The organism is Pseudescherichia sp. (genome assembly GCF_031979925.1).
In the GTDB taxonomy this organism is placed as follows: domain Bacteria; phylum Pseudomonadota; class Gammaproteobacteria; order Enterobacterales; family Enterobacteriaceae; genus Pseudescherichia.
This window is the reverse complement of sequence record NZ_DALZFB010000001.1, coordinates 317,715-343,209: the sequence shown is the minus strand read 5'-3', so window position 1 is coordinate 343,209 and position 25,495 is coordinate 317,715. Positions and strand designations below refer to the sequence as shown.

General features: G+C 57.5%; 26 protein-coding genes. 16 read left to right on the top strand and 10 right to left on the bottom strand.

Annotation, left to right across the window (positions count from 1 at the left end; genetic code table 11):
• Positions 1–35: 35 nt before the first annotated feature.
• The 6 genes from RTM13_RS01655 to pspA form a co-directional block, all read right to left on the bottom strand.
• Positions 36–1,097 carry a TIGR01620 family protein gene (locus RTM13_RS01655; RefSeq protein ID WP_312209572.1) on the bottom strand — a complete coding sequence of 354 codons (1,062 nt, stop codon included), beginning with the start codon at positions 1,095–1,097 and terminating at the stop codon, positions 36–38.
• Positions 1,094–2,491 (bottom strand): YcjX family protein, encoded by a 1,398-nt coding sequence (locus tag RTM13_RS01650; protein WP_312209571.1) that lies wholly within the window; start codon positions 2,489–2,491, stop codon positions 1,094–1,096. The genes RTM13_RS01655 and RTM13_RS01650 overlap by 4 nt, the downstream gene beginning before the upstream one ends.
• Before the next feature lie 119 nt (positions 2,492–2,610).
• Entirely contained in the window at positions 2,611–2,829 is a 219-nt protein-coding gene (gene pspD / locus RTM13_RS01645) for a phage shock protein PspD (RefSeq protein ID WP_103820060.1), read from the bottom strand.
• 24 nt (positions 2,830–2,853) lie between these two features.
• The gene (gene pspC, locus RTM13_RS01640) at positions 2,854–3,210 is read right to left on the bottom strand and encodes an envelope stress response membrane protein PspC (protein WP_312209569.1); all 357 of its coding nucleotides are present in this window, start codon (positions 3,208–3,210) and stop codon (positions 2,854–2,856) included.
• Positions 3,210–3,434, bottom strand: coding sequence for an envelope stress response membrane protein PspB (pspB, locus tag RTM13_RS01635; RefSeq protein WP_042394252.1), 225 nt, complete (start codon positions 3,432–3,434; stop codon positions 3,210–3,212). The genes pspC and pspB overlap by 1 nt, the downstream gene beginning before the upstream one ends.
• A 65-nt stretch (positions 3,435–3,499) precedes the next feature.
• The gene (gene pspA, locus RTM13_RS01630) at positions 3,500–4,168 is read right to left on the bottom strand and encodes a phage shock protein PspA (protein ID WP_312209567.1); all 669 of its coding nucleotides are present in this window, start codon (positions 4,166–4,168) and stop codon (positions 3,500–3,502) included.
• A 167-nt stretch (positions 4,169–4,335) separates the two neighbouring features.
• Between pspA and pspF the strand changes: the two genes are divergently transcribed.
• From pspF to RTM13_RS01615, 3 genes are all read left to right on the top strand, one after another.
• The gene (pspF, locus tag RTM13_RS01625) at positions 4,336–5,310 is read left to right on the top strand and encodes a phage shock protein operon transcriptional activator (RefSeq protein WP_312209566.1); all 975 of its coding nucleotides are present in this window, start codon (positions 4,336–4,338) and stop codon (positions 5,308–5,310) included.
• Positions 5,311–5,503: 193 nt separating this feature from the next.
• A complete protein-coding gene (locus RTM13_RS01620) occupies positions 5,504–5,869 on the top strand; it encodes a hypothetical protein (protein WP_312209565.1) in 366 nt (121 codons plus the stop codon).
• A 10-nt stretch (positions 5,870–5,879) separates the two neighbouring features.
• On the top strand, positions 5,880–7,976 hold the full coding sequence (locus RTM13_RS01615) for a pyrroloquinoline quinone-dependent dehydrogenase (RefSeq protein ID WP_312209564.1): 2,097 nt from the start codon (positions 5,880–5,882) through the stop codon (positions 7,974–7,976).
• 73 nt (positions 7,977–8,049) lie between these two features.
• Here the strand turns inward: RTM13_RS01615 and yajD are convergent, their stop codons facing one another.
• Together yajD and RTM13_RS01605 are read right to left on the bottom strand one after the other, a co-directional pair.
• Positions 8,050–8,394: an HNH nuclease YajD gene (gene yajD, locus RTM13_RS01610; protein WP_103820051.1), complete on the bottom strand. Its 345-nt coding sequence runs from the start codon at positions 8,392–8,394 to the stop codon at positions 8,050–8,052.
• A 65-nt stretch (positions 8,395–8,459) separates the two neighbouring features.
• Entirely contained in the window at positions 8,460–9,377 is a 918-nt protein-coding gene (locus RTM13_RS01605) for a LysR family transcriptional regulator (protein WP_312209562.1), read from the bottom strand.
• 141 nt (positions 9,378–9,518) lie between these two features.
• Between RTM13_RS01605 and RTM13_RS01600 the strand changes: the two genes are divergently transcribed.
• The 13 genes from RTM13_RS01600 to osmB all read left to right on the top strand — a co-directional run bounded on the left by RTM13_RS01600 (position 9,519) and on the right by osmB (position 24,274).
• Positions 9,519–10,925, top strand: coding sequence for an MFS transporter (locus RTM13_RS01600; protein ID WP_312209561.1), 1,407 nt, complete (start codon positions 9,519–9,521; stop codon positions 10,923–10,925).
• Positions 10,926–11,015: 90 nt separating this feature from the next.
• Complete coding sequence (gene sapA / locus RTM13_RS01595; protein WP_312209559.1) at positions 11,016–12,662, top strand: ABC transporter substrate-binding protein SapA; 1,647 nt, start codon at positions 11,016–11,018, stop codon at positions 12,660–12,662.
• The gene (gene sapB / locus RTM13_RS01590) at positions 12,659–13,624 is read left to right on the top strand and encodes a putrescine export ABC transporter permease SapB (protein WP_312209557.1); all 966 of its coding nucleotides are present in this window, start codon (positions 12,659–12,661) and stop codon (positions 13,622–13,624) included. The genes sapA and sapB overlap by 4 nt, the downstream gene beginning before the upstream one ends.
• On the top strand, positions 13,611–14,501 hold the full coding sequence (sapC, locus tag RTM13_RS01585; RefSeq protein WP_312209556.1) for a putrescine export ABC transporter permease SapC: 891 nt from the start codon (positions 13,611–13,613) through the stop codon (positions 14,499–14,501). Before sapB ends, sapC begins: the two co-directional genes overlap by 14 nt.
• Positions 14,501–15,493 (top strand): putrescine export ABC transporter ATP-binding protein SapD, encoded by a 993-nt coding sequence (gene sapD, locus RTM13_RS01580; RefSeq protein WP_312209554.1) that lies wholly within the window; start codon positions 14,501–14,503, stop codon positions 15,491–15,493. The genes sapC and sapD overlap by 1 nt, the downstream gene beginning before the upstream one ends.
• Position 15,494: 1 nt before the next feature.
• Positions 15,495–16,301 (top strand): putrescine export ABC transporter ATP-binding protein SapF, encoded by an 807-nt coding sequence (gene sapF, locus RTM13_RS01575; protein ID WP_103820044.1) that lies wholly within the window; start codon positions 15,495–15,497, stop codon positions 16,299–16,301.
• A gap of 122 nt (positions 16,302–16,423) precedes the next feature.
• Entirely contained in the window at positions 16,424–17,212 is a 789-nt protein-coding gene (fabI, locus tag RTM13_RS01570) for an enoyl-ACP reductase FabI (RefSeq protein WP_103820043.1), read from the top strand.
• Positions 17,213–17,354: 142 nt separating this feature from the next.
• Positions 17,355–18,509, top strand: coding sequence for a CMD domain-containing protein (locus tag RTM13_RS01565; RefSeq protein WP_312209552.1), 1,155 nt, complete (start codon positions 17,355–17,357; stop codon positions 18,507–18,509).
• A 78-nt stretch (positions 18,510–18,587) separates the two neighbouring features.
• The gene (locus RTM13_RS01560) at positions 18,588–20,522 is read left to right on the top strand and encodes an exoribonuclease II (RefSeq protein WP_312209550.1); all 1,935 of its coding nucleotides are present in this window, start codon (positions 18,588–18,590) and stop codon (positions 20,520–20,522) included.
• Positions 20,523–20,733: 211 nt separating this feature from the next.
• Complete coding sequence (pdeR, locus tag RTM13_RS01555) at positions 20,734–22,725, top strand: cyclic di-GMP phosphodiesterase (protein ID WP_312209548.1); 1,992 nt, start codon at positions 20,734–20,736, stop codon at positions 22,723–22,725.
• 115 nt (positions 22,726–22,840) lie between these two features.
• Positions 22,841–23,023, top strand: coding sequence for a hypothetical protein (locus tag RTM13_RS01550; RefSeq protein ID WP_312209546.1), 183 nt, complete (start codon positions 22,841–22,843; stop codon positions 23,021–23,023).
• A 5-nt stretch (positions 23,024–23,028) separates the two neighbouring features.
• Entirely contained in the window at positions 23,029–23,787 is a 759-nt protein-coding gene (locus tag RTM13_RS01545) for a DNA-binding transcriptional regulator YciT (RefSeq protein WP_312209545.1), read from the top strand.
• A 271-nt stretch (positions 23,788–24,058) separates the two neighbouring features.
• Positions 24,059–24,274 carry an osmotically-inducible lipoprotein OsmB gene (gene osmB / locus RTM13_RS01540; RefSeq protein WP_042394288.1) on the top strand — a complete coding sequence of 72 codons (216 nt, stop codon included), beginning with the start codon at positions 24,059–24,061 and terminating at the stop codon, positions 24,272–24,274.
• 127 nt (positions 24,275–24,401) lie between these two features.
• Here osmB and yciH read toward each other — a convergent pair whose 3' ends face one another.
• The gene (yciH, locus tag RTM13_RS01535) at positions 24,402–24,728 is read right to left on the bottom strand and encodes a stress response translation initiation inhibitor YciH (RefSeq protein ID WP_312209544.1); all 327 of its coding nucleotides are present in this window, start codon (positions 24,726–24,728) and stop codon (positions 24,402–24,404) included.
• Complete coding sequence (pyrF, locus tag RTM13_RS01530; protein WP_312209542.1) at positions 24,728–25,465, bottom strand: orotidine-5'-phosphate decarboxylase; 738 nt, start codon at positions 25,463–25,465, stop codon at positions 24,728–24,730. Before pyrF ends, yciH begins: the two co-directional genes overlap by 1 nt.
• Positions 25,466–25,495: the final 30 nt, after the last annotated feature.

Below are 25,495 nucleotides of genomic sequence, written 5' to 3'. Positions count from 1 at the left end.
TGGAAAACCCACCGCCATGGCGTAAAGATAAGCGTTCAATCACGCTTTTGCGTGCCGCTGCGCTGCATATTGGCCTTCAGCTCGCCGATTAGCTGACGGCGAAAATCGGCCAGACGGGGCTTATCGTCCTCCAGCCAGGGCAGCGGACGGCACAGCTCCATCGCTTTAATGCCGAGACGCGCAGTAAGCAGCCCGGCCCCGATGCCCTGCGCGGCGCGTGCCGAGAGCCGGGCGGCGAGATCCTGCGACAGCCAGTCCATCCCTACCTCACGCACCACCTCGCTGGCACCAGCAAAAGCAATGTTGAGCAGCACCAGACGAAACAGCCGCAGCCGGCTGAAGTAGCCCAGCTCAATCCCGTAGAGTCTGGCGATGCGGTTAATCAGCCGCAGATTTCGCCAGGCGATAAAGGCCATATCCACCAGCGCCAACGGGCTGACGGCAATCATCAGCGTTGAGCCCGCCGCCGAGAGGCTGATTTCACGCCGGGCCTGGGCATCTACCACTGGCTGCACTAGCCGGGCGTAGAGCGTGACGATCTCCCGGTCGCTTTGCGTCTCGTGGATCGCGGCGTACCAGCGTTGCAGCGCAGGATGCGCCTGATCGATACCCGCCTGGCGGGCCAGCCTCTCACAGAAATCACGCCCCTTGCCCGTGCCGTGGCTATGTAGCAGCAGACTGGCCTCATCCCGGGCTTCAGCGCGCTGACGCAGCCGCCAGAGCCGCCGCCACTCACCGACCACCGAGCCTACCCCCGCGCCGACGATGAGCGCGCCCGCCGCACAGCCACCCAGCGCCACCCAGTTATGGGTTTGCCAGGCGTCCATTGCCCACTGTACGCCCTGCCCGACCACGCTGACGCCAAACAGCGCCAGCCCGGCCAGCACCATTGTGCGCCACAGGCTGCGCCGGGGCCGCAGCGCCGCCTCGACGCTGGCTTCCGGCTGCGGGGTGTCGGCAAGTATCTCTTCTGCCAGCAGCGGCGTGAACTCTCCCGCCTCGGCATCGCTAAACGCCTGGGCGGCCTTAAACTCTTCACGCACCGGTGTTGCTGGCTGTTCGGTAAAATCGACGCGTGGTTTGATTGGCTCGTTCATCGCAGCTTATCTCCCAGTAAAAATTCCAGCGCCGCATCAAGTCGAATGTGCGGCATCGGGGTATCCACATCCATCACCCGTGGACGAAAGGCCTCAAACTGAAAACCCTGCTTCTCCCAGAACGCCTGCCCCGGCAGTCGGGCGGGGACATCCCCCGGATAGACCGTTAGCGGTTTGCCATCGCTAAGGCGATCCCCGCGCAATGCCGGGATTTTATCACCGTTGACGTCCACCAGGCCGCTCTCCGTAGCCTGCACCGCCGCCAGACCAAGGCAGTCGATATCGATCCCCTCAAAGGCAGCGTTTTGCCAGGCGTCGGTGACCAGCTGCTGGAGCAGAGAGACCATATTGGCATGCTGATCGACAGTGACGTGATCCGCTTTAGTGGCGGCAAACAGCAGCTTGTCGATAACCGGCGAGAAGAGGCGGCGAAACAGCGTCCGCTGCCCGTAGTGAAAGCTCTGCATTAGCTGGGTCAGCGCGAGGCGCATATCGTTAAACGCCTGCGGCCCGCTGTTGAGCGGTTGCAGACAGTCCACCAGCACGATCTGGCGATCGAAACGCAGGAAGTAGTTTTTATAGAAACCTTTAACCACGGTTTCGCAGTAGTAGTTGAAGCGCTCGCGCAGCATCCCCGCGTTGCTGCTCTTATCCGCCTGGGCTAGCTTTGCTTCACCGGTTTCATCAACGTCCGGCCAAGGGAAGAATTGTAGCGCAGGCGCGCCGGCCATCTCGCCGGGCAGGATGAAGCGCCCAGGCTGGATAAAGTGCAGCCCCTCGGTCTTGCACTGGTGAAGATACTCCGTCCAGGCGTCGGCAATCTCTGCCAGCCGGTTCTCATCGGCCGGAGCCAGCGGATCCAGTCCTTCGCAGAGCTGACGCCAGCGGGCAGACCACTCTTTTCGGTGACCCTGTAACATACCGGTCATCTGTCGGGACCAGGTGGTATAGTCCTGCGCCAGCATGGGCAGATCCAGCAGCCACTCGCCGGGATAGTCAACAATCTCTACGTAGAGGGTAGCGCTGTCGGTAAAATGGCGCAGCAGGGAGTCGTTCGAGCGGTAGCGCAGAGCCAGACGCATCTCGCTGACGCCGCGCGTCGGCGTTGGCCACGTCGGTGGCGTACCATAGAGCTGGGCAATGCCCTCATCCCAGGTAAAGCGCGGGGTACCGAAATCGCGCTGTGGCACCCGCTTCACCCCCAGCAGGCGCTCCTCGCGAACCGCACTAAAGAGCGGCAGGCGTGCGCCGTTATGAATATTAAGGAGCTGATGGACCATCGCGGTGATAAACGCCGTTTTGCCGCTGCGGCTCAGGCCGGTGACGGCCAGGCGCAGATGCCGGTCGACGCCACGGTTAACGAGGGCGTTAAGCTCAGATTTAAATCGCTTCATAGCCATCCTGTTTTGCCCTGAAGTGAAGGTATCAATAAGAGAAGGAGTATAAGGCGGCAGGCGCAGTGGGATCTATGCCCAACAAAAGCAAGCGGCGCAAAGGTTGCGCCGCCAGAGAACTATTTCATGTTGCGCGAGACGCGCGTCGCGAGGCGTTTAAGCATCGGCTCCAGCGCCAGCGCCAGCAGCATTTTCACCGGACGGCGCGCCACGGATTTGATTGCCCAGCCCGCTACGCCCGCCGGGCCGTAGCGCAGCGCGGTCAGCAGCACCAGCTTGCCTGCGATTTTCAGTGCCGGTTTGGCTTTTTTGCCGGTCTGTTGCCATTTGCTATTCATCATCTACCTCGTTAGGTCATTAAATCAGAGCTGACGGAAACGGCTGCGCAGCGAGAAGGTATCGGAGGTGACGTAGCGCTCCATCTCGCGTAAACGCTTCTCGCCTGATGCCAGCTCCTCATCTACTGCATTAAGGAGTTCGCTGCTGGTCGGCACAGCTTCGCCGTCAATTTCTCCCTCCGGCATCGGATCGAGCATGAAGGTGAGAATGATATAGGCGAGCACCACAAAGAAGAACAGACCAAAAAGCATCGCCAAAACCGTAATCAGACGCACCAGCTTCACCGGGACATCAAGATAGTGAGCAATCCCGGCGCAGACGCCTTTCACCATTCCCCGCTGGGGAATTCGCCACAGTTTTTTATTGAAAAATTCATTCATTAGCGATCCCTCCAGTTCGGGTGCTCTGCATCAAGAATAGCTTCCAGAGAGGCTATCCGCTCGCGCATCCGTTTTGCCTCGTCATTGAGCTGGGCCAGACGCTGCTGCTCGCTTTGCGAAAGCGCATCGCGACCGCTGCGGTTGTTGTAGTGCAGCCACAGCCAGACCGGCAGGACAAACAGTACAAACAGGGTCAGAGGAATAGCCAAAAATAGCGCGCTCATGTGTACTCCTTACAGATGAGGGGCGGCGTAAACCCACACCGCCCGTTAGTATTCATCGTTTGTTATTATTGGATATCTTGTTTCATTTTGGCTTTAAGCTGCGCCAGCTGCTCGCTGATTTCATCGTTCGCTTTCAGCTCGGCAAACTCCTGATCCAGCGATTTCTGCTTACCAAAACCGTGGCTCTCCGCTTCGGCTTCCATCTGATCGATACGACGCTCGAAAGATTCAAAACGCGCCATCGCTTCGTCCAGCTTGCCGCTGTCCAGCTGACGACGCACGTCGCGAGAAGAGCTGGCCGCCTGGTGACGCAGGGTCAACGCCTGCTGACGGGCACGGGTCTCGCTGAGTTTGTTCTCCAGCTCGCCAATCTCTTTTTTCATGCGTACCAGCGTCTCATCAACCAGGACGACTTCCTGCTCAAGCGTCGTGATGATGTCGGTCAGCTTCTGTTTTTCAATCAGCGCAGCACGGGCCAGATCGTCTTTCTCTTTACGCAGCGCCAGCTCGGCTTTCTCCTGCCACTCACTCTGCTGGGCAGTGGCTTGCTCAATACGACGTGACAGCTGTTTCTTTTCGGCCAGCGCACGTGCAGAGGTGGAGCGCACCTCAACCAGCGTATCTTCCATCTCCTGAATCATCAGGCGTACCAGTTTCTGCGGATCTTCCGCCTTCTCCAGCAGAGAGTTGATGTTGGCGTTCACGATGTCGGCAAAACGAGAAAAAATACCCATAATGTAATCCTCATATTTTATGTAATCGGGCTAAGCCCTGCTGCTAAGTTAATACAAGACCCGTGCCAACTTTTTATCTCATTGATTCATAGAGAGTTGATTAATTTTACCGCTGCGGCAATTTGGACTACAGTGGTGAATAACACTAACTAATAGCGAATTTCATCATGGCGGAATACAAGGATAATCTTCTCGGCGAGGCCAATAGCTTTCTCGAGGTGCTGGAGCAGGTTTCACGTCTTGCCCCGCTGGATAAGCCGGTGCTGATTATCGGCGAACGCGGAACGGGCAAGGAGCTGATCGCCAACCGCCTGCACTTTCTCTCCGGACGCTGGGACGGGCCGTTTATCTCGCTGAACTGTGCCGCACTTAATGAGAACCTGCTGGACACCGAGCTTTTCGGTCACGAAGCCGGGGCCTTTACCGGTGCACAAAAACGCCACCCTGGCCGCTTCGAGCGCGCTGACGGCGGGACGCTGTTTCTCGACGAGCTGGCCACCGCACCCATGCTGGTTCAGGAGAAGCTGCTGCGGGTGATTGAGTACGGCGAGCTGGAGCGCGTCGGCGGCAGCCAGCCGTTACAGGTTAACGTCCGACTGGTGTGCGCCACTAATGCCGATCTGCCTGGGATGGTGCGCGACGGCACGTTCCGCGCCGACCTTCTCGATCGACTGGCTTTTGATGTGGTACAGCTTCCGCCCCTGCGCGAGCGGCAGAGCGATATTATGCTGATGGCGGAACACTTCGCGATCCAGATGTGCCGCGAGCTGCGGCTGCCGCTGTTTCCGGGCTTTACCGAACGTGCCCGCGAGACGCTGCTCCACTACCGTTGGCCGGGTAATATTCGTGAGCTAAAAAACGTAGTGGAGCGCTCGGTCTACCGCCACGGCACCAGCGAGGTGGCGCTGGATGAGATTATTATCGATCCTTTCCAGCGTACTGCCTCTCCCGAGCCGGTGACAGAAACGTTGCCTGGCGCGCCAGGCCTGCCGCTGGATCTGCGCCAGTTCCAGACCCAGCAGGAGAAGTCTCTGCTGGAGGCCGCGCTACAGCAGGCAAAATTTAACCAGAAGCGTGCGGCGGAGCTGCTCGGCCTGACCTACCATCAGCTCAGGGCGCTGTTGAAAAAGCATGGGCTGTAGGAACAGTGTCAGTTGGCGCTGAGACTTAACGCCCCATATAAAAATCCTTCTTCTATACTCAGTTACGTTTAGTGGACTATGCCGCTTTTATTCTTTTGCGTGGAACATTTTCCTGCGCGTTTATCACCGGCCTACGTCCACCATTACGGCATATTCATCATTGTTCATTTTTTTGATAGGGGGATCTCCTGGTATGTTGCAAACTCAACCCTCACGCTTCGGCAGTATACTGCTGCTGCTGTCAGCCGTGATTGGCTTCGCGGTAGCTTTATACGCGTGGCTGACCCCACTGACCGGTGTCACCGGCACTATTGGTGCCCTGGGTGTGGCCATCGCCAGCGTGTTACTGGCGCTGCTGGCCCTTATACTGCGTGGCGCATCCCTCCGTGGTACACGCATTTTTCTGATTATTGTCACTCTTGTGCTGTTGTTCGGTATTGGTTTTGCAGCCGCGCTGCTGCACCAATACATCATTACCGCAGCAATGGTGGTCGGCCTGATTGGTCTGATTGCGCTGAGCAGCAATTCCGTTCGTCCCAATCATCGCGCCAGAGCCTGAGGAGCCGCCCGTGCATAACGAAAAACACTCGCCATTACTGAAAGTCAGCATGACGGCGCTGGCATTGCTGGTTACCCCCCTGACGCTGCAGGCGCAGGATAAAGCCGCAGAGGCATCGCAGGGAACCCAGGAAGAGCTCAACGTGGATGCAGCCGATCAACAGGCACCCGGAACCACGAAAACCACTGACGATGCCTCAACGGGCAAAAATGATGGACAGAAAGTAGAATCTGCCGCGCAGCCAGCGACACCACTGGTTCCTTCTTCGGCCACCTGGGACAGTTTTCATGGTCAGCTTAACGCCCAGAAATACAGTCCGCTGAAGCAAATCACGGCGGATAATGTCAATAAATTAACCAAAGTCTGGGAGTTTCATACCGGTGACGTTTCGGACGGTAAAGGTGATACCCCTGCCACCGTCTGGTCAGCGACCCCTGTTTTTGCCAACGAGACAATTTACATTGGTACGCCTTTCGATCGCCTGATTGCGCTCGATCCCGGCACGGGTAAAGAGAAGTGGCATTACGACACCAAATCATCGCGCAAAGCGCTGACCCAGCCGGTACTAAAAAACCGTGGCGTCTCCTACTGGCAGGCTAAAAATCCGGTCGCTGGTCAAGCGTGCCAGAAGATCGTTTATATGGGCACCGTGGATGGCAACCTCTATGCGCTGGATGCCGATTCAGGTAAACCGTGCAGCGACTTTGCTGATAATGGCGTACTGAATATCAATCAGTGGAACACGGTTAACGCTAAATACCCACTATCTATCCTGCAACCGCCCACCGTAGTCGGCAACCACCTGCTTGTTGGCTGGGCTGGCAAGGACTGGGCCTATGCCGAAGCGCCTCCGGGGGCGGTGTTCTCAATCAATGCGCAAACCGGCGAGCGTGAGTGGACCTTCGAAGCGATTCCGGCAGAGATCCGTAAAAGCACCGGGACAGCCAACGTCTGGACCCACATGTCTGCCGATGAGGCTAATGGTCTGGTCTATCTGCCAGTTTCATCACCCTCCCCTAACTACTGGGGCGGCAACCGAGTTAAGCCTATTCCGCTTGGCACCTCCACTACCGCACTGGATATCAACACCGGCAAAGTGGTCTGGTCTCGTCAGTGGGTGCATCACGACGTGTGGGATTACGATATCAACTCTGCACCGACCCTGATGGATATTACGGTCGACGGTAAGCAGATCCCGGCGTTAATTCAGGCTACCAAGCAGGGCTTTTTATTTGTGGTGAACCGCCTGACAGGCGAGGATGTCTGGCCTATCGAGGAGCGTCCTGTTCCGCAGGGCGATGGTTCAGTACAGGGCGAGGTGCTTTCGCCAACCCAGCCCTTCCCGACTAAGCCTGCACCGCTGCTCGACCAATCGAAGAAGCCAGAGATATGGAAACTGGCAGATATGGTGGGTGCCGGCCAGTGTTCCCGCCTGTGGGATAACCTGACCTATGAGGGTATGTATACGCCACCAACCACGAAGGGTGAAGGTACGCTGACCTACCCAGACAGTGCGGGTGGCGTCCAGTGGGGCGGCGTAGCGTTCGATCCACAAAAACAGATTGCCATCGTTAATACCTCACACATTGTGCAGTATGTGAAGCTCTACAGCCGCGAAGATTATGACAACGCGGATAAAGATTCCGGCAACGAGAGCGGCTTTGCTCCTCAGGAGGGTGCCCCTTACGGCATGCGTCTGTTAGTCGCTAATAACTGGCTGGGTATGCCGTGCTGGCAGCCGCCGTTTGGTGAAATCGTGGCGCTGGATATGCATACGGGTGATGTGAAGTGGCGTCGCCCGGTTGGCGCGTCGCAGCAGTATGGCTTCTTTATGCCAGAAAGCTGGGGCTCGCCTACCATCGGTGGCCCTGCCGTTACGGCAGGAGGCGTGGTCTTTATCGGTGCGTCAATGGATGCCAAAGTGCGCGCCTACTCTGTGGATAGTGGTGAAGAGCTGTGGTCCGATCAGGTGGAAGCCCCTGCGGTAGCGAATCCGTCGATCTACGAGTACAAAGGCCGTCAGTATGTCGCGTTCGTCGCCGGGGGGAACACTATCCTGAAGGATCAGGTGGGCGATCAGGTCGTGGTTTACGCGCTACCTGAATAGCAGTTCGACATTGTATCAATGCTAATAGCGTGGGGCCTCAGTGCCCCACTTTTTTATGCGGAGTGGAAACGCATTATTTCTTGTTGAGCATCGCTTTCAGGTCAGCAAACGGATTATAGGTTGCTGCTCCCACGTCCTTCTGTGCATCCTCTCCGGCCACGACGGTTGTGCCGTACTGATCGGCTTCGGTGTATTTTGAGTGCTCGTGATCGTGGCAGTAGAGGCAAAGCAGCTCCCAGTTGCTGCCGTCCGGCGGATTATTGGTGTGATCGTGATCGATATGGTGCACCGTTAACTCCCGCAGGTTCGAGTAGACAAACTCACGCGAGCAGCGCCCGCAGACCCACGGATAAATCTTCAGCGCCCTTTCCCGGTAGTCTGACTCCAGACGCGCATAGTTCTTAGGGATGATAGCCATAGCAGGCAATCCTTACGGTAACGAAAGTATCCCCCTATAGTATGCCAATGCTCGACGCTCGCCAATCACTGTTGAGGGGCCGGAGCGTGCTGACGGCAGACCTCCAGCACAAACTGGCGTAGCCAGCGGTGCGCCGGATCGGCCTCGGCGCGCGGGTGCCACATCTGGGAGAGCGTAATGCCACGCACCTTTACCGGCAGTTCAAACATGCAATACGCCGCGGCAGGCTGATGGATAAGAAACGAGGCGGGGATCAGCCCCACCAGATCGGACGCCTGCGCCACCGCCAGCGCAGCGGGAAAACCCGGTACAACGGCAGCAATATTCCGCTCAAGGCCCAGCTCAGCCAGCGCCTCATCCACCGGCCCGGCGGTGTGCCCCCGACGGGAGGCAACTACGTGGGCATGGGCGAGGTAGTCGCTGACGCCTACCCCGGACAGCGCTGATAGCGGATGCCCTGGTCTCACTACCCCAACAAAGCGATCGCGAAACAGCGCCTGAATGCGGATCTCCGGTCCCATCTCCCCCAGCACGCCAATCTCAAGATCGACCTGCCCTTCACGCAGCGCCTTCGCGCTCTTTTCCGCCCTGGCGACAAAACGTAGACGCACATGTGGGGCACACTTCGCGGCCGCTACAATCAGCGTCGGGCCAAAGGCTTCGATGAAACCATCGTTGGTACGCAGCACGAAAGTACGATCGAGCGTCGACAGATCTACCCCAGCTGGGGAGGGCCGCAGCAGCACCAGCGCCTCAAACAGCGTGCGCTGCGCACCTTCACGCATAGCCTCAGCCCGGGGCGTCAATACCATGCTGCGTCCAGCGCGCACCAGCAGCGGATCGCCGGTTACCGCACGCAGGCGGCTAAGCGTCCGGCTCATCGCCGATGCGCTCAGCCCCAGACGACGCGCAGCGCCCGCCACGCTAGCTTCAGCCAGTAGCGCATCGAGGGCAATAAGCAGGTTCAGATCGGGAGCATTCATCCTCACATCTTACCTTGCCCGTTTGGTTTGAGGGAAGGCGTCTGGTGCAGGTTATAACTGCAAATGCTGCGTCTTCCGCCCTGCCATGTTGCTCATTAGGCTTTATACATCGAATGCATGAACATAATAGAGGTGAATAAAGTGGAGCTTTTTTCTGCAAGGCCGGGGGATGAGGGTTTAGCGGGACGCGAACGCGCGCTGGCTATGGCTGCCGTCATGACCAGTACTACAATGGCCGTATTTGATGGCGTCATCGTCAACGTTGCGCTGCCCCCTATTGCCCACGCGCTGGCGGTGCCTGCCCAGTCCGCCGTGTGGGTCGCCAATGGCTATCTGCTGTCCGCTGCCATGACGCTGGCTATTTTTGCCGCGCTTGCCCGCCGCCTTGGCTTTCGCGCCCTGTTTGCCTTTGGTCTGGGCCTCTTTACGCTGGCCTCGCTGGGCTGCGTCCTCTCCTCTTCGCTTACCATGCTGACTGGCTGGCGCATCGTGCAGGGTGTAGGCGGAGCCGCTACCCTGAGCATTGCCCCGGCGATCCTGCGCTCTGTTTTCCCCAACCGCCTGTTGGGACGTATTCTGGGCCTTCATGCCCTGCTGATCGCCGCCAGCACGGCCATCGCGCCGGTGCTGGGCGGTACGCTGCTCTCTCTCCTGAGCTGGCAGTGGCTATTTGCTATCAATATCCCGCTGGGAATTATTGCGTTAACCCTGACGCTTCAGGCGATCCCTGATAACCGCGCGCCCGGCCGCGAATCCTTTGATACGGCTGGCGCGGTACTGTCAGCGCTGATGCTGGGTGGGCTGATTATGGCGGCAAACGTCTTCTCTCGTCCTGGTCAGGCAGAAACTCAACTATGGACGGCAGCAGGATATGGTAGCGTCGCAATAGCCGCAGGGCTGACATTTATTTGGCACCAGCGACGTACGTCACAGCCGCTCATGCCGCTGGAGCTCTTTGCCTCGCCGCGCTTTTCACTGGCGGCGCTCACCTCGCTGGCCTCATTCGTTAGCCAGGGAGTGACCTTTATTGCTCTGCCGTTCCTGTTTCAAAGCGTCTACGGGTATAGCGTCTTTGCCTCAGCGCTGCTCTTCACTCCCTGGCCGCTGGGTATTATGCTGGCCGCTCCCCACGCAGGACGGCTGGCCGATCGCTATCCCGCAGCGATAATCTCCACGGTTGGTTTAGCCCTTTTTACCCTGGGGTTAACGCTGCTGGCGCTGCTTCCTGAGCAGGCCCATGCCTGGGATATCGGCGTGCGCAGCCTGATTTGCGGCATAGGGTTTGGCTGTTTCCAAAGCCCTAACAACCGTGAAATGCTGGCAAACGCCTCGCGAGCACACAGCGGCTACGCCTCCGGGGTACTGGCCATTATGCGTACCTTCGGTCAGTGCCTGGGCGGTGCGTTAGTGGGGGTAATCATGTCGATTTCAGCGCCAGCCGGTGCTCAGGCGGCGGACGCGGTTCGCCTGAGCCTGTGGATTGCGGTGCTGGCGACCGTTCTGGCTCTCCTTTTTAGCCTAAGCCGCATACGAAACCGGCCTGATTGACGACTTTTGCGCCGCTTATCCGCAGACATTTTTACGTAGCCATACTAAGTGCGATACACTTTGTAAATCGGTCTTACAGCTAAAGAAATTATGCGCCTGATTATATCTTCCCTGCTCATGGCAGTCGGCCTGTTAAGCGGGCACGTCCAGGCTGCGCCTGCGGATCCCGCTGCGGCGGATATTCGTAATAGCGGCTTTGTCTACTGTGTGAATGGCCAGGTTAACACTTTCAATCCGCAAAAAGCGAGCAGCGGTCTGATTGTGGATACCCTGGCGGCCCAGCTTTACGATCGCCTGCTGGACGTGGATCCTTACACCTATCGTCTGGTACCTGAGCTGGCAGAGAGCTGGGAGGTGCTGGATAACGGCGCGACCTACCGTTTCCGCCTGCGCAGCAACGTCGCCTTCCAGAAAACGCCGTGGTTTACGCCAGGGCGGGCGCTCAACGCCGACGACGTGGTCTTTAGCTTCCAGCGCATTTTCGATCGCCACCACCCGTGGCATAACGTCAACGGCAGCAGCTTTCCCTATTTTGATAGCTTACAGTTTGCCGACTCGGTCGAAAGCGTGCGCAAGCTCGACAGCCGCACGGTGGAGTTTCGCCTGAAAAAACCGGACGCCTCATTCCTGTGGCATCTGGCAACGCACTACGCCTCGGTGATGTCTGCCGAATACGCAGACCAGCTAGCTAAGCGCGATCGTCAGGAGCTGTTGGATCGCCAGCCGGTAGGCACCGGGCCGTTCCAGCTCGCAGAGTACCGTACCGGCCAGTATATCCGCCTGCAACGCCATACTAAGTTCTGGCGCGGCCAGCCGCTGATGCCGCAGGTGGTGGTCGATCTGGGTTCCGGGGGAACCGGGCGGCTATCTAAGCTGCTGACCGGTGAATGCGATGTGCTCGCCTGGCCTGCCGCCAGCCAGCTGACGATTTTACGTGACGATCCGCGCCTGCGCCTGACCCTGCGCCCAGGGATGAATATCGCCTATCTGGCGTTCAATACCGACAAAGCGCCGCTGAATAACCCTGCCGTACGGCACGCGCTGGCGCTGGCCATCAACAACCAGCGCCTGATGCAGTCGATCTACTACGGCACGGCGGAGACCGCCGCTTCGATCCTGCCTCGCGCCTCCTGGGCCTATGACAGCGAAGCGAAAATCACCGAATACAATCCGGAAAAGGCCAGGCAGCAGCTGGCTGCGCTGGGCCTGGAGAACATGACCCTACAGCTATGGGTGCCGACCAGCTCGCAGGCGTGGAACCCCAGCCCGCTGAAGACTGCCGAGCTTATTCAGGCAGACATGGCTCAGGTAGGCGTAAAAGTGGTGATTGTGCCCGTCGAAGGGCGTTTTCAGGAGGCCAGACTGATGGACATGAACCACGACCTGACCCTCTCTGGCTGGTCAACGGACAGCAACGACCCCGACAGCTTCTTCCGCCCGCTGCTCAGTTGCGCCGCTATCGAGTCGCAAACTAACTTTGCCCACTGGTGCCACCGGGGGTTTGATACCATATTGCAGAAGGCCCTGACCTCTCAGCAGCTGGCATCACGCATTGAAGCCTACGATGAGGCGCAGACGATCCTTGCCCGTGAGCTGCCTGTGCTGCCGCTGGCCTCCTCCCTGCGTCTGCAAGCCTACCGCTATGACATTAAAGGCCTCGTACTCAGCCCGTTTGGCAACGCCTCGTTTGCCGGGGTCTTGCGCGAGCCTGAAAAAGAAGAGGTGAAGCAACCATGATTATCTTTACGCTGCGCCGCCTGCTTCTGCTGCTGGTCACGCTGTTCCTGCTGACCTTTGTCGGTTTCAGCCTGAGCTACTTTACCCCTCACGCGCCGCTGCAGGGAGCCTCGCTGTGGAACGCCTGGTTCTTCTGGTTTAAGGGGGTGCTGCACTGGGACTTTGGTGTTTCCAGCATCAACGGCCAGCTGATCTCCGAGCAGCTCAAGGAGGTCTTCCCCGCTACCATGGAGCTGTGTATTCTCGCCTTCGGTTTTGCGCTGGTGGTGGGCATTCCGGTGGGCATGATGGCCGGGATTATGCGCGGCAAATGGCAGGATAAGCTGATCAGCGCCCTGGCCCTGATTGGCTTCTCGATCCCCATCTTCTGGCTGGCGCTGCTGCTTACCCTCTTCTTCTCACTGACGCTGGGCTGGCTACCGGTTTCTGGCCGCTTCGATCTGCTCTATGAGGTGAAGACGGTCACCGGCTTTGCGCTGATTGATGCCTGGCTCTCGGAGTCAATATGGCGTGAGGAGATGATCGTCAGCGCCCTGCGCCATATGGTTCTGCCGGTACTGACCCTGGCAGTGGCACCGACCACCGAGGTGATCCGCCTGATGCGCATCAGCACCACTGAGGTGTTTGACCAAAACTACATCAAAGCCGCCGCCACGCGCGGACTGTCGCGCCTGACTATCCTGCGCCGCCACGTGCTGCACAACGCCCTGCCGCCGGTGATCCCGCGTCTTGGACTGCAATTCTCCACCATGCTGACGCTGGCGATGATCACCGAGATGGTGTTTAGCTGGCCAGGTCTGGGGCGCTGGATCATCAACGCCATCCGTCAGCAGGACTATGCGGCCATCTCCGCCGGGGTGATGGTAATCGGCGCGCTGGTCATTATTGTTAACGTTCTCTCCGACATTCTGGGCGCGCTGGCGAACCCTTTGAAACATAAGGAATGGTATGCCCTCCGATAACGTCTATAACGAGAAGCAGACCCCCGGTGCGCTGCGCACGGTGTGGCGCAAATTTTATGGCGATACTACCGCCATGGTGGGTCTCTACGGCTGCGCCGGGCTGGTGCTGCTCTCTATTTTTGGCCGCTGGTTTGCCCCCTACGGTATCGATCAGCAGTTTCTCGGCTACCAGCTGCTGCCGCCCTCGTGGTCGCGCTACGGGGATGTCTCCTTCTTCCTCGGTACGGACGACCTCGGCCGCGACGTGCTAAGCCGCCTGCTCAGCGGCGCGGCCCCAACGGTAGGCGGCGCGTTTGTCGTTACCCTGGCGGCAACGATCTGCGGCCTGGTGCTGGGCGTGGTGGCTGGGGCCACGCACGGCCTGCGTTCGGCGGTGCTGAACCATGTGCTTGATACGCTGCTCTCCATCCCCTCTCTGCTGCTGGCAATCATCGTCGTGGCCTTTGCCGGGCCGCACCTCTCCCATGCCATGTTTGCCGTCTGGCTGGCGCTGCTGCCAAGGATGGTACGATCGGTCTACAGCATGGTGCACGACGAGCTGGAGAAGGAGTATGTGGTCGCCGCCCGGCTGGACGGTGCGACGACGCTTAATATTTTGTGGTTCGCGGTGCTGCCGAACATGACCGCGGGCCTGGTGACGGAGATCACCCGGGCGTTGTCGATGGCAATCCTCGACATTGCCGCGCTGGGCTTTCTCGATCTTGGCGCGCAGCTGCCCTCTCCGGAATGGGGAGCGATGCTGGGCGACGCGCTGGAGCTTATCTACGTCGCGCCCTGGACGGTGATGCTGCCAGGGGCGGCGATCATGGTAAGCGTATTACTGGTTAACCTGTTGGGCGACGGGATCCGCCGTGCGGTCAATGCGGGGGTGGAATAGTGCCACTACTTGATATTCGTAACCTGACCATTGAGGTCAAGACCGGCGAAGGCTGGGTCAGGGCCGTCGATCGCGTCACGCTCACCCTTGCCGAAGGTGAAATCCGCGGCCTGGTGGGCGAATCTGGTTCGGGCAAGAGCCTGATAGCCAAAGCGATCTGTGGCGTGACTAAAGATAACTGGCGGGTCACCGCCGACCGAATGCGCTTCGACGACGTGGATCTGATGCGTCTCTCGGCGCGCGAGCGGCGGAAAATTCTCGGCCACAACGTGTCGATGATTTTTCAGGAGCCGCAGTCCTGTCTCGATCCTTCCGAGCGCGTCGGCAAACAGCTGATGCAGAACATTCCGGCCTGGACCTATAAAGGCCGCTGGTGGCAGCGCATGGGCTGGCGGAAACGGCGCGCCATCGAGCTGCTGCACCGGGTTGGTATTCGCGATCATAAAGATGCGATGCGTAGCTTCCCTTACGAGCTGACGGACGGCGAGTGCCAGAAGGTGATGATTGCCATTGCGCTGGCGAACCAGCCGCGCCTGCTGATCGCCGACGAGCCGACCAACGCCATGGAGCCGACCACCCAGGCACAGATTTTCCGTCTGCTGACCCGGCTCAACCAAAACAACAACACCACCATTATTCTGATCAGCCATGACCTGCAGATGCTGAGCCAGTGGGCGGATAGGATCAACGTGATGTACTGCGGCCAGACCGTGGAGACCGCGCCGAGCGAGGAGCTGATCGCCACGCCGCATCACCCCTATACCCAGGCGCTGATCCGCGCTATTCCTGACTTTGGCAGCGCCATGCCGCATAAAAGCCGTCTGAATACGCTGCCGGGGGCGATCCCACTCCTCGAACATCTGCCGATTGGCTGCCGGCTGGGGCCGCGCTGCCCCTACGCCCAGCGTAAATGCATTGAGCGTCCCCTGCTGGCCGGGCCTAAAAATCACCTCTTTGCCTGTCATTTCCCGTTAAATATGGAGAAAGAGTGAGATGGTCGACACCCTGCTGGAAGTACGTAACCTGAGTAAGACCTTCCGCTACCGTACCGGCTGGTTCCATCGCCAGACGGTAGAGGCGGTTAAGCCGCTCAGCTTTACCCTGCGGGAGAAACAGACTCTGGCCATTATTGGTGAGAACGGCTCCGGTAAATCGACGCTGGCAAAGATGCTGGCGGGCATGATCGAACCGACTACCGGCGAGCTGCTGATTGACGATAGCCCCCTGCGCTACGGCGACTACTCGTTTCGTAGCCAGCGCATCCGCATGATTTTTCAGGATCCCTCGACGTCGCTGAACCCCCGCCAGCGCATCTCGCAGATCCTCGACTTTCCGCTACGCCTGAATACTGACCTGGATCCTGAGGCGCGGCGGCAGCGGGTGATTGAGACCCTGCGCATGGTGGGTCTGCTGCCGGATCACGTCAGCTACTATCCGCACATGCTCGCCCCTGGCCAGAAACAGCGTCTGGGGCTGGCCCGGGCGCTGATCCTGCGCCCGAAGGTGATCGTGGCGGATGAAGCCCTGGCCTCGCTGGATATGTCGATGCGTTCGCAATTAATTAACCTGATGCTGGAATTGCAGGAGAAACAGGGTATCTCTTATATCTACGTTACCCAGCATATCGGTATGATGAAACACATCAGCGACCAGGTCATCGTGATGCACCAGGGCGAGGTGGTTGAGCGCGGCAGTACCGCTGAAGTGCTGGCCGCCCCGCTACATGAGCTGACCCGACGCCTTATTGCCAGCCATTTTGGCGAGGCGCTGACGGCGGATGCCTGGCGAAAAGACCGCTAGCGCCACTCTTTAGGGTGGTCGGATTAACACATATGGCGACACGTGCTATTATCGCCGCGTTTTAACGACGCTCGCGGCCATATCTGACGAGCGCCACAACAATGAATATAAGGATTAGAGCTATGGGTTTTCTTTCCGGTAAGCGCATTCTGGTAACTGGCGTTGCCAGCAAACTCTCCATCGCATACGGCATCGCACAGGCTATGCATCGCGAAGGCGCTGAGCTGGCATTCACCTACCAGAACGACAAGCTGAAAGGCCGTGTTGAAGAGTTTGCCGCGCAGCTGGGTTCCAGCATCGTTCTGGAATGTGACGTTGCTAAAGACGAAAGCATCGACGGTCTGTTCGCTGAGCTGGCGAAAAGCTGGCCGAAGTTTGACGGCTTCGTGCACTCCATCGGTTTCGCACCGGGCGACCAGCTGGACGGCGACTACGTTAACGCCGTCACCCGTGAAGGCTTCAAAATTGCCCACGACATCAGCTCCTACAGCTTCGTTGCGCTGGCGAAAGCGTGCCGCTCCATGCTGAACCCGGACTCTGCTCTGCTGACCCTCTCTTACCTGGGTGCCGAGCGCGCTATTCCGAACTACAACGTAATGGGTCTGGCGAAAGCCTCTCTGGAAGCCAACGTGCGCTACATGGCGAACGCAATGGGTCCGGAAGGCGTGCGCGTGAACGGCATCTCTGCCGGTCCGATCCGTACCCTGGCCGCATCCGGCATCAAAGACTTCCGTAAAATGCTGGCCCACTGCGAAGCGGTAACCCCGATCCGCCGTACCGTAACCATCGAAGACGTAGGTAACACCGCAGCCTTCCTCTGCTCTAACCTCTCCGGCGGTATCTCCGGTGAAGTGGTTCACGTAGACGGTGGTTTCAGCATCGCCGCGATGAACGAGCTGGAACTGAAATAAGCGTTCCCTTCCCCTCCCGTTCGGGAGGGGTCTCCCCCCGCTGTTTATGCTTTTCTGCTATTTATTATCACCTAACAATATTTTTCCCTCCGTTAGCGTTACGCCAGGATATTGATCGCCATTTTGAGATCAAGGAAAGCCCATGGAACAACGCCGTTTTTCCGGCAAAGGCCACTGGTATCATGAGACCCAGTCGAGTACCGGCCAGGCACAAGCGCTACCGTTAGTTCCCGAAGCCGCCACCGTCACCGATCGTTTTCTACTGGATCTTGTGCTGCCTGAGGATGTCATCGCCCCCTGTCAAAGCTGGCTGGATCCTGCCCGCGCGCTTTACGACCGGCTCTTTCCCCGCAGCGTTAGCGTTAGTCGCCTGCGCACTTTTAGCGCCTACGATCGCCTGAGCACGGCGCTAACGGTAGCCCAGGTCTACGGCGTTCAGCGCCTGTGCAATCACTATGCTGCCCGCCTTGCCCCGCTGCCCGGCCCGGACTCCTCCCGTGAAAGCAATCATCGCCTGGCGCAGATCACCCAGTATGCCAGACAGCTCGCCAGCTCCCCGGAGGTGATTGACGCCCGGGCGCGAGAGCAGCTTGAAGAGGTGGGACTGACCACCTGGGACATCGTGCTGATGGATCAGATTATCGGTTTTATCGGCTTCCAGGCGCGGGTTATCGCCACGTTGCAGGCCCTGCTCAGCCAGCCCGTCCGCTGGCTCCCCGGCATGGAGATGCAGCAGGATGCTGCTGCCGAGCCCTTCCGCAACCACCAAAGCCGATGGACGCCGCAGCTTGAGAGCGTGGAGCGACACCTCGCCAGCGCGGCCCAGCTGGCATCGTTGGCCCAGTGGCAGCCGCTACCTACCCTGCGGGTTCTGACGCCAATTCTGGCCCATGAGCATCACCTGCTTAACGCGCTGGGGGCGGTTTTACAAAGCGATATGTGCGACACGCTTGATGCCTCGCTGATCGACCTGGTGGCCCTGCTGACGGCGCGGATCAACGGTAGCCTGGACTGCTTTAACACCAGGGCTACGTCCGCCGTACCCGATGCGCCGATCGCCGCGTTGCGCAGCGGCGATCAGGCATTAAATACGTGGAGCCAGGGCGATCCCCAGGCGCGGGCGGTTATCCAGGCGGTGCAGCTTTTAACTCGTGCCGCAGACAGGTTTAGCGCCGCCCAGTTTACTCCCCTCGTTGAACAGGGGCTTTCCCCGCAGCAGGCCGTTAATCTGCTGGCGTGGAGCGGTCTGTGTGGCTGGTTGAATCGTCTTAAAATCGCGCTAGGGGACTCGCATTAGCGCGAAACAGCGCTTGCTGCGACACCCAGAATCGCGTAAAACTGTCAGCCGCTCTAATGGCCACGAAAATATAAAATTATGTTCCAGGACAACCCGCTGCTAGCGCAGCTTAAACAGCAACTGCATTCCCAAACGCCGCGTGCGGAAGGCGTCGTAAAAGGCACCGAAAAAGGCTTTGGCTTCCTCGAAGTTGACGGACAGAAAAGCTATTTCATTCCGCCGCCGCAGATGAAAAAGGTAATGCATGGCGACCGCGTGATCGCCGTGATCCACAGTGACAAAGATCGGGAATCCGCCGAGCCGGAAGAGCTTGTCGAACCGTTCCTGACGCGTTTTGTCGGTAAAGTACACAGAAAAGACGATCGCCTGTCTATTGTACCGGATCATCCGCTGCTGAAAGAGGCTATTCCCTGCCGGGCTATGCGCGGCGTGGAGCATGATTTTAAAGAGGGCGACTGGGCGGTAGCCGAAATGCGTCGCCATCCGCTGAAAGGCGATCGCGGCTTTTACGCCGAGCTGACGCAGTTTATCACCTTCGGTGATGACCACTTCGTGCCGTGGTGGGTGACCCTTGCCCGCCACAATCTGGAAAAAGAGGCGCCGAACGGCGTGGCAACTGAGATGCTGGACGAAGGACTTGAGCGTGTCGACCTGACCGCTCTGGACTTTGTCACTATCGACAGCGCCAGCACCGAAGATATGGATGACGCTCTGTTTGTCGAAGCCCTGGCTGACGATAAATTGCAGCTGACTATAGCCATTGCCGATCCCACCGCATGGATCGCCGAAGGCAGCAAGCTGGACGATATCGCCAAAGTACGCGCTTTCACCAACTATCTGCCGGGCTTTAACATCCCGATGCTGCCCCGCGAGCTGTCAGACGATCTCTGCTCCCTGCGGGCGCAGGAAGTGCGTCCCGTACTCGCCTGCCGCATGATCATTGCCGCCGACGGCACTATTGAAGAGGATATCACCTTCTTCGCCGCGACCATCGAATCGAAAGCCAAGCTGGTTTATGACGAAGTCTCCGACTGGCTGGAAGGCAAAGCAGGCTGGCAGCCGCCGTCAGAGGCGATTGCTAACCAGATCCGCCTCCTGCACCGTGTCTGCCTGAGCCGCAGCGAGTGGCGTACCCAGCACGCGCTGGTGTTTAAAGATCGCCCGGACTACCGCTTTGTGCTGGGTGATAAAGGCGAGGTGCTGAACATTGTCGCCGAGCCGCGCCGTATCGCTAACCGCATCGTGGAGGAGTCGATGATCTCCGCCAACATCTGTGCGGCACGCGTTCTGCGCGATAAGCTGGGCTTCGGGATCTACAACATCCATCTGGGGATCGATCCAGCAAATGGCGAAGCGCTGGCCGCGCTGCTGAAAACGCACGGCATGCATGTCGATGCTGAAGAGGTGCTGACCCTCGCAGGCTTCTGCAAGCTGCGCCGTGAACTCGATGCACAGCCTTCAGGTTTCCTCGACAGCCGCATCCGCCGCTTCCAGTCCTTTGCTGAAATCAGCACCGAGCCGGGTCCTCACTTCGGTCTTGGCCTCGATGCCTATGCGACCTGGACCTCCCCTATCCGTAAATATGGCGATATGATCAACCATCGTCTGCTGAAAGCGATTATTAAAAACGAAACCATTGCCCGTCCGCAGGATGAGGCTACGTTGCAAATGGCCGAGCGCCGTCGCCTCAACCGTATGGCCGAGCGTGACGTCGGCGACTGGCTGTATGCCCGTTTCCTGAAGGACAAAGCTGGAACCGATACCCGCTTTGCCGCTGAGATTATCGATATCAGCCGCGGCGGTATGCGCGTGCGCCTGGTGGACAACGGCGCGGTCGCGTTTATTCCAGCTCCGTTCCTGCACGCCGTGCGCGATGAGATGGTTTGCAGCCAGGAGAACGGTACAGTAACGATTAAAGGCGAAACCGCGTATAAAGTGAGTGATGTGATTGATGTCACTATCGCTGAAGTTCGCATGGAGACGCGCAGCGTTATTGCCCGCCCGCAGGCCTAATTATCTCCGTGCCGTGTTGGCCTCGTGATAGACGAGGCCAACACCGTTTTGCCCTTCCCTCATGTAATAAATTTTCACTAATTCTGATTTTTAGCTGAAGCAGAAATATTATAATATCGCCTGAAAAAACAGAGTGTTCTGGTATAACCCTTGCGGCTTTGTCGACCTTAAAATGTGTGACCGTAGCGTGTTCAGCAGGACAGGAGGAAGCATGAAAGAGGATTTGGATCAAAGTGTGCTGTTTCGCTATTTGGGTTCAAGTAGCCCATTCTGGCGACTCTCAGCCGACAGCAATACGCTACAGCTTGCCGCAAGTGAAAACGCCGAAACAAGCCAGACGATAACGCTTAACGATGAGCAGGCCGAGCAGATCAGGGCCATGACGGTGATCACCTCCAGCGTGACCACTACCCTACCCCTGTTTGGCAGCGACGTGCACCTGCACCTGGTTGGCCGAAAAATCAGTAATACAGAGTGGACGGGCACCGCCTCCTCCTGGAACGATACCTCCTCCGTAAACCGGGATAGCGTTCAGGGCTTCTCTTTTGCTGAACAGGTGCTCTCTGAAGCCCACTCGGTGATTGTTATTCTCGATCGCCATGGCAATATTCAGCGCTTTAACCGGCTATGCGAAGAGTATACCGGTATGCGCGAGAAAGAGGTTATTGGCCAGAACGTTTTCACACTATTCATGAGCCGCAAAGAGGCCGTCGCGTCACAACGCAATATTGATAATTTTTTTCTTAGCGGTAGCTCGTACGAAGCTGAACGCTGGATTAAAACACGCAAAGGACAGCGGCTGTTCCTCTTCCGCAACAAATTTGTCCACAGCGGCAGCGGTAAAAATGAAATATTTCTTATCTGCTCCGGGACCGATATTACTGAAGAGCGTCGCGCCCAGGAGCGTCTGCGCGTGCTGGCGAATACCGACACCGTAACCGGCCTGCCTAACCGCAATGCGATTAACGAGCTGGTGAGCGACGCCATTACGAAACGAGGTGACACCCAGGTGGGTATTGTCTATCTCGATCTCGATAATTTCAAAAAGGTAAACGACGCCTACGGGCATATGTTTGGCGATCAGCTTTTACAGGCGGTTGCGCTGGCCATTTTAAGCTGTCTGGACGAAGGCCAGGTGCTGGCAAGACTCGGGGGTGATGAATTTATCGTGCTGGCGACTAAAACCTCGCAGGGCGCGCTGGAGGCGATGGCATCGAGGATCTTAACCCGTCTGCGTCAGCCCTTCCGCATCGGGCTTATTGAAGTCCATTCGGGGTGCTCGCTGGGCATTTCGCTGGCTCCCCAGCACGGTAAGGATCGGGAGAGCGTGATCCGCAACGCCGATACCGCCATGTATACGGCGAAAGAGAGCGGCCGGGGTAAGTTTTGCGTGTTTACCCCAGAGATGAACCAGCGCGTTTTTGAGTATCTGTGGCTGGACACCAACCTGCGCAAGGCGCTGGACGATAACCAGCTGGTGATCTACTACCAGCCCAAAGTCACCTGGCGCGGGGAGATCCGCAGCCTGGAGGCGCTGGTGCGCTGGCAGTCCCCAGAGCGTGGCCTTCTCGCCCCTAACGAGTTTATCTCCTATGCCGAGGAGTCCGGTCTAATCGTCCCTCTGGGGCGCTGGATCATGCTCGACGTGTTGCAACAGGTCGCTAAGTGGCGTGACAAGGGGTTAAATATGCGCGTGGCGGTGAACCTCTCCGCACGTCAGCTGGCGGACCAGACCCTCTGCAGCGATCTCAGGCAGGCGCTTAACGATCTGCACTTTGAATACAGCCCCATTGACGTTGAGCTGACCGAACGCTGCCTGATTGAAAACGAGGAGCTGGCCCTGTCGGTGATTGAGCAGTTCAGCGCCCTGGGGGCGCAGGTGCATCTCGATGACTTTGGTACCGGCTACTCGTCGCTGTCGCAGCTGGCGCGCTTCCCCATTGACGCTATCAAGCTCGATCAGTCCTTTGTGCGCGACGTGCATAAGCAGTCCGTCTCGCAGTCGTTGGTACGGGCCATCGTCGCCGTGGCACAGGCGCTAAACCTGCAGGTGATAGCCGAAGGCGTCGAGAGCGCCAAAGAGGATGCCTTTTTGACGAAAAATGGCGTCAATGAACGACAGGGATTTCTCTTTGCCAAACCCATGCCTGCAGCTGCATTTGAGCGTTGGTATAAGCGTTATCTGACGCGAAAAATGCGTTAGCCATCAATTTATTTTGGTTACTTATGCTTTTTTGAGATTTATTTTTTTCTCCTTCTCTTTTTACACTATTTTTTGCATCATTAAATTTATTACCTTTTCAATCAGGAGTGACATGATGGCTGACATCGACGCAGAGCAACTGGCAGGACGCATTGATACCGTGCTCGATATTCTGGTTGCGGGTGATTATCACTCTGCCATTCATAATCTTGAAATTCTTAAGGCAGAGCTTCTGGCACTAAACGATGCAGAGCAGGCTCAAGGGCAAAATTCGCCTAAAACGCCGTGGGAAATTTAATCGCAATGAATTCCCGACAACAAACTATTTTACAGATGGTGATCGATAAAGGCCGGGTCAGCGTAAGCGATCTGGCTAAAACCACCGGCGTTTCGGAAGTCACTATCCGTCAGGATCTGAATACGCTGGAGAAGCAGAGCTATTTGCGGCGTACCCATGGTTACGCCGTGCCGCTGGAAAGCGACGATGTTGAAACCCGAATGCTCAATAATTTTGCCCTTAAGCGTGAGCTGGCGGAATTTGCTGCCTCTATGGTAGAGCCGGGTGAAACGATATTTATTGAAAACGGCAGTAGCAATGCGCTGCTGGCACGCACCCTCGCAGAGCAGAAAGATATCACCATTATTACGGTAAGCAGCTATATTGCTCATCTGCTGAAAGAGACGCCCTGTGAAGTGATCCTGCTTGGCGGTATCTACCAGAAAAAAAGTGAGAGCATGGTAGGGCCATTGACGCGCCAGTATATTGCTCAGGTGCACTTCAGTAAGGCTTTTATTGGCATAGATGGCTGGCAGCCTGAGACTGGTTTTACCGGGCGGGATATGATGCGCGCCGACGTTGTAAACGCCGTGCTCGAGAAGGGATGTGAAGCCATTGTGCTGACCGATAGCTCAAAGTTTGGTGCGGTTCACCCCTACCCACTTGGTCAAAATAACCCCTTTAACAGGGTGATCACCGATGACAGGCTTAACCCCGTCACGCAGCGCGAGCTGGAGCAGGCTGGCGTGCATGTCGATATAGTCAAATCTCCTCGCACGCGCTAACGCTTTTTAGCCCACTAAAGTGGGCTATCTCCCTCATCTATGAGACTTTTCCGACGATTCAATTAAGACTTTTTACCTGTCTGCCTGACGGGCAAGAAGTAAAATTATGTTCAGCGATATAACAGGATGTAACTATCACTCGCCTCGCTGAGGCGCGTTTCTCAGTAACAACTGTGTAACATAATTTACGGAAAAAGACTTTAGTGTGTCATAACCGCACTATACTTAAAGAGATTTCTTTCCGTGAATCGAAATTTCAGGAGAAAGTATTATGATGTTATCGAGCAAAAAAGCGGCAACTGTCGTACTGGCTGTAACACTGGCAATGTCTCTGAGCGCATGTTCAAACTGGTCTAAACGCGATCGCAACACCGCTATCGGTGCGGGCGCAGGTGCAATCGGTGGCTCAGTCTTAACCGATGGCAGCACCCTGGGTACTCTGGGCGGCGCAGCGGTAGGCGGGATTATCGGTCATCAGGTCGACTAATTATACGACGTAGCAGGTCTTTAAAAGAACGAATAAAGCGTTCTGGTAACGCCATAATACTTTCTTGCAGATCTGAATAACGCAGTACAGATATAAAGCCACGGCATACGTCGTGGCTTATTTAGCCTTAGCCGCCCGCCAGTTTCACTTTCATCCCTTTGGCTTCAAGCAGCGTTTTAAGCAGATCGCGCTTATCACCCTGAATTTCAATGACGCCCTCTTTCACCGATCCGCCGCATCCGCACTTCTTCTTCAGTTCGGCGGCCAGCTTGTTTAGCGCTTCATCATCACCTTCAACGCCGGTAATCAGGCAGACCCCCTTACCTTTGCGTCCGCTGGTTTGCCGCTGAATGCGCACGATGCCATCGCCTTTTGGTCGTTCAGGGGCCGCTTTTGGCTCATCAATACGCCCGGTTTCAGTGGAATAAACTAAACGGCTATTACTCTCTTTCATTACGCCCCCAAATTCAGCGACGCGTTAATGATGTTAAGGGTCTGGGCAGGATCGGTAGACTGGGTCACCGGCCGGCCAATAACCATATAGTCCACCCCAGCTACCAGCGCCTGCTGCGGCGTCATGATCCGGCGCTGATCGCCCACCTCGCTGCCTTCAGGACGGATCCCCGGCGTCACCAGCTTAAACTCGTGCCCCAGCACGCTCTTGAAGCGCACTGCCTCTTGTGCAGAGCAGACAACGCCATCCAGGCCACACTGCTTCGTCAGGCGCGCCAGGCGCTCGGCATGCTCGGCTGGCGTGCTGGTGATGCCCAGGTCAAGCAGATCGCTGGCTTCCATGCTGGTCAGTACCGTAACGGCAATAAGCAGCGGCGCGTCTTTGCCAAACGGCACCAGCGCCTCGCGGGCAGCGCTCATCATACGCGCGCCGCCGGAAGCGTGGACGTTGACCATCCAGACGCCGAGGTCGGCTGCGGCGGCTACCGCATGGGCTGCGGTATTAGGAATGTCATGAAACTTCAGATCGAGAAACACGTCGAAGCCGCGCTGGTGAAGCTCGCGCACAAACTGCGGCCCGAAACGGGTAAACATCTCTTTGCCTACTTTCAGACGGCAGTCGACGGGATTAATGCGATCGACAAACTCCAGGGCGAGATCGCGGCTGGCATAGTCCAGGGCAACCACAACGGGAGAGTGGCACAGAGATGGGGAAGAAGATGAAGCAGTAGACGTCATGACCAGACCTTCTTGTTGATGAGCACGCGC

Bases quoted from the DNA above. Each gene is read 5' to 3' on its own strand.
- RTM13_RS01655 (WP_312209572.1), bottom strand. From the start codon at position 1,097: ATGAACGAGCCAATCAAACCACGCGTCGATTTTACCGAACAGCCAGCA.
- RTM13_RS01650 (WP_312209571.1), bottom strand. From the start codon at position 2,491: ATGAAGCGATTTAAATCTGAGCTTAACGCCCTCGTTAACCGTGGCGTC.
- pspD (WP_103820060.1), bottom strand. From the start codon at position 2,829: ATGAATAGCAAATGGCAACAGACCGGCAAAAAAGCCAAACCGGCACTG.
- pspC (WP_312209569.1), bottom strand. From the start codon at position 3,210: ATGAATGAATTTTTCAATAAAAAACTGTGGCGAATTCCCCAGCGGGGA.
- pspB (WP_042394252.1), bottom strand. From the start codon at position 3,434: ATGAGCGCGCTATTTTTGGCTATTCCTCTGACCCTGTTTGTACTGTTT.
- pspA (WP_312209567.1), bottom strand. From the start codon at position 4,168: ATGGGTATTTTTTCTCGTTTTGCCGACATCGTGAACGCCAACATCAAC.
- pspF (WP_312209566.1), top strand. From the start codon at position 4,336: ATGGCGGAATACAAGGATAATCTTCTCGGCGAGGCCAATAGCTTTCTC.
- RTM13_RS01620 (WP_312209565.1), top strand. From the start codon at position 5,504: ATGTTGCAAACTCAACCCTCACGCTTCGGCAGTATACTGCTGCTGCTG.
- yajD (WP_103820051.1), bottom strand. From the start codon at position 8,394: ATGGCTATCATCCCTAAGAACTATGCGCGTCTGGAGTCAGACTACCGG.
- RTM13_RS01605 (WP_312209562.1), bottom strand. From the start codon at position 9,377: ATGAATGCTCCCGATCTGAACCTGCTTATTGCCCTCGATGCGCTACTG.
- sapA (WP_312209559.1), top strand. From the start codon at position 11,016: ATGCGCCTGATTATATCTTCCCTGCTCATGGCAGTCGGCCTGTTAAGC.
- sapB (WP_312209557.1), top strand. From the start codon at position 12,659: ATGATTATCTTTACGCTGCGCCGCCTGCTTCTGCTGCTGGTCACGCTG.
- sapC (WP_312209556.1), top strand. From the start codon at position 13,611: ATGCCCTCCGATAACGTCTATAACGAGAAGCAGACCCCCGGTGCGCTG.
- sapF (WP_103820044.1), top strand. From the start codon at position 15,495: ATGGTCGACACCCTGCTGGAAGTACGTAACCTGAGTAAGACCTTCCGC.
- fabI (WP_103820043.1), top strand. From the start codon at position 16,424: ATGGGTTTTCTTTCCGGTAAGCGCATTCTGGTAACTGGCGTTGCCAGC.
- RTM13_RS01565 (WP_312209552.1), top strand. From the start codon at position 17,355: ATGGAACAACGCCGTTTTTCCGGCAAAGGCCACTGGTATCATGAGACC.
- RTM13_RS01560 (WP_312209550.1), top strand. From the start codon at position 18,588: ATGTTCCAGGACAACCCGCTGCTAGCGCAGCTTAAACAGCAACTGCAT.
- pdeR (WP_312209548.1), top strand. From the start codon at position 20,734: ATGAAAGAGGATTTGGATCAAAGTGTGCTGTTTCGCTATTTGGGTTCA.
- RTM13_RS01550 (WP_312209546.1), top strand. From the start codon at position 22,841: ATGGCTGACATCGACGCAGAGCAACTGGCAGGACGCATTGATACCGTG.
- RTM13_RS01545 (WP_312209545.1), top strand. From the start codon at position 23,029: ATGAATTCCCGACAACAAACTATTTTACAGATGGTGATCGATAAAGGC.
- osmB (WP_042394288.1), top strand. From the start codon at position 24,059: ATGATGTTATCGAGCAAAAAAGCGGCAACTGTCGTACTGGCTGTAACA.
- yciH (WP_312209544.1), bottom strand. From the start codon at position 24,728: ATGAAAGAGAGTAATAGCCGTTTAGTTTATTCCACTGAAACCGGGCGT.
- pyrF (WP_312209542.1), bottom strand. From the start codon at position 25,465: ATGACGTCTACTGCTTCATCTTCTTCCCCATCTCTGTGCCACTCTCCC.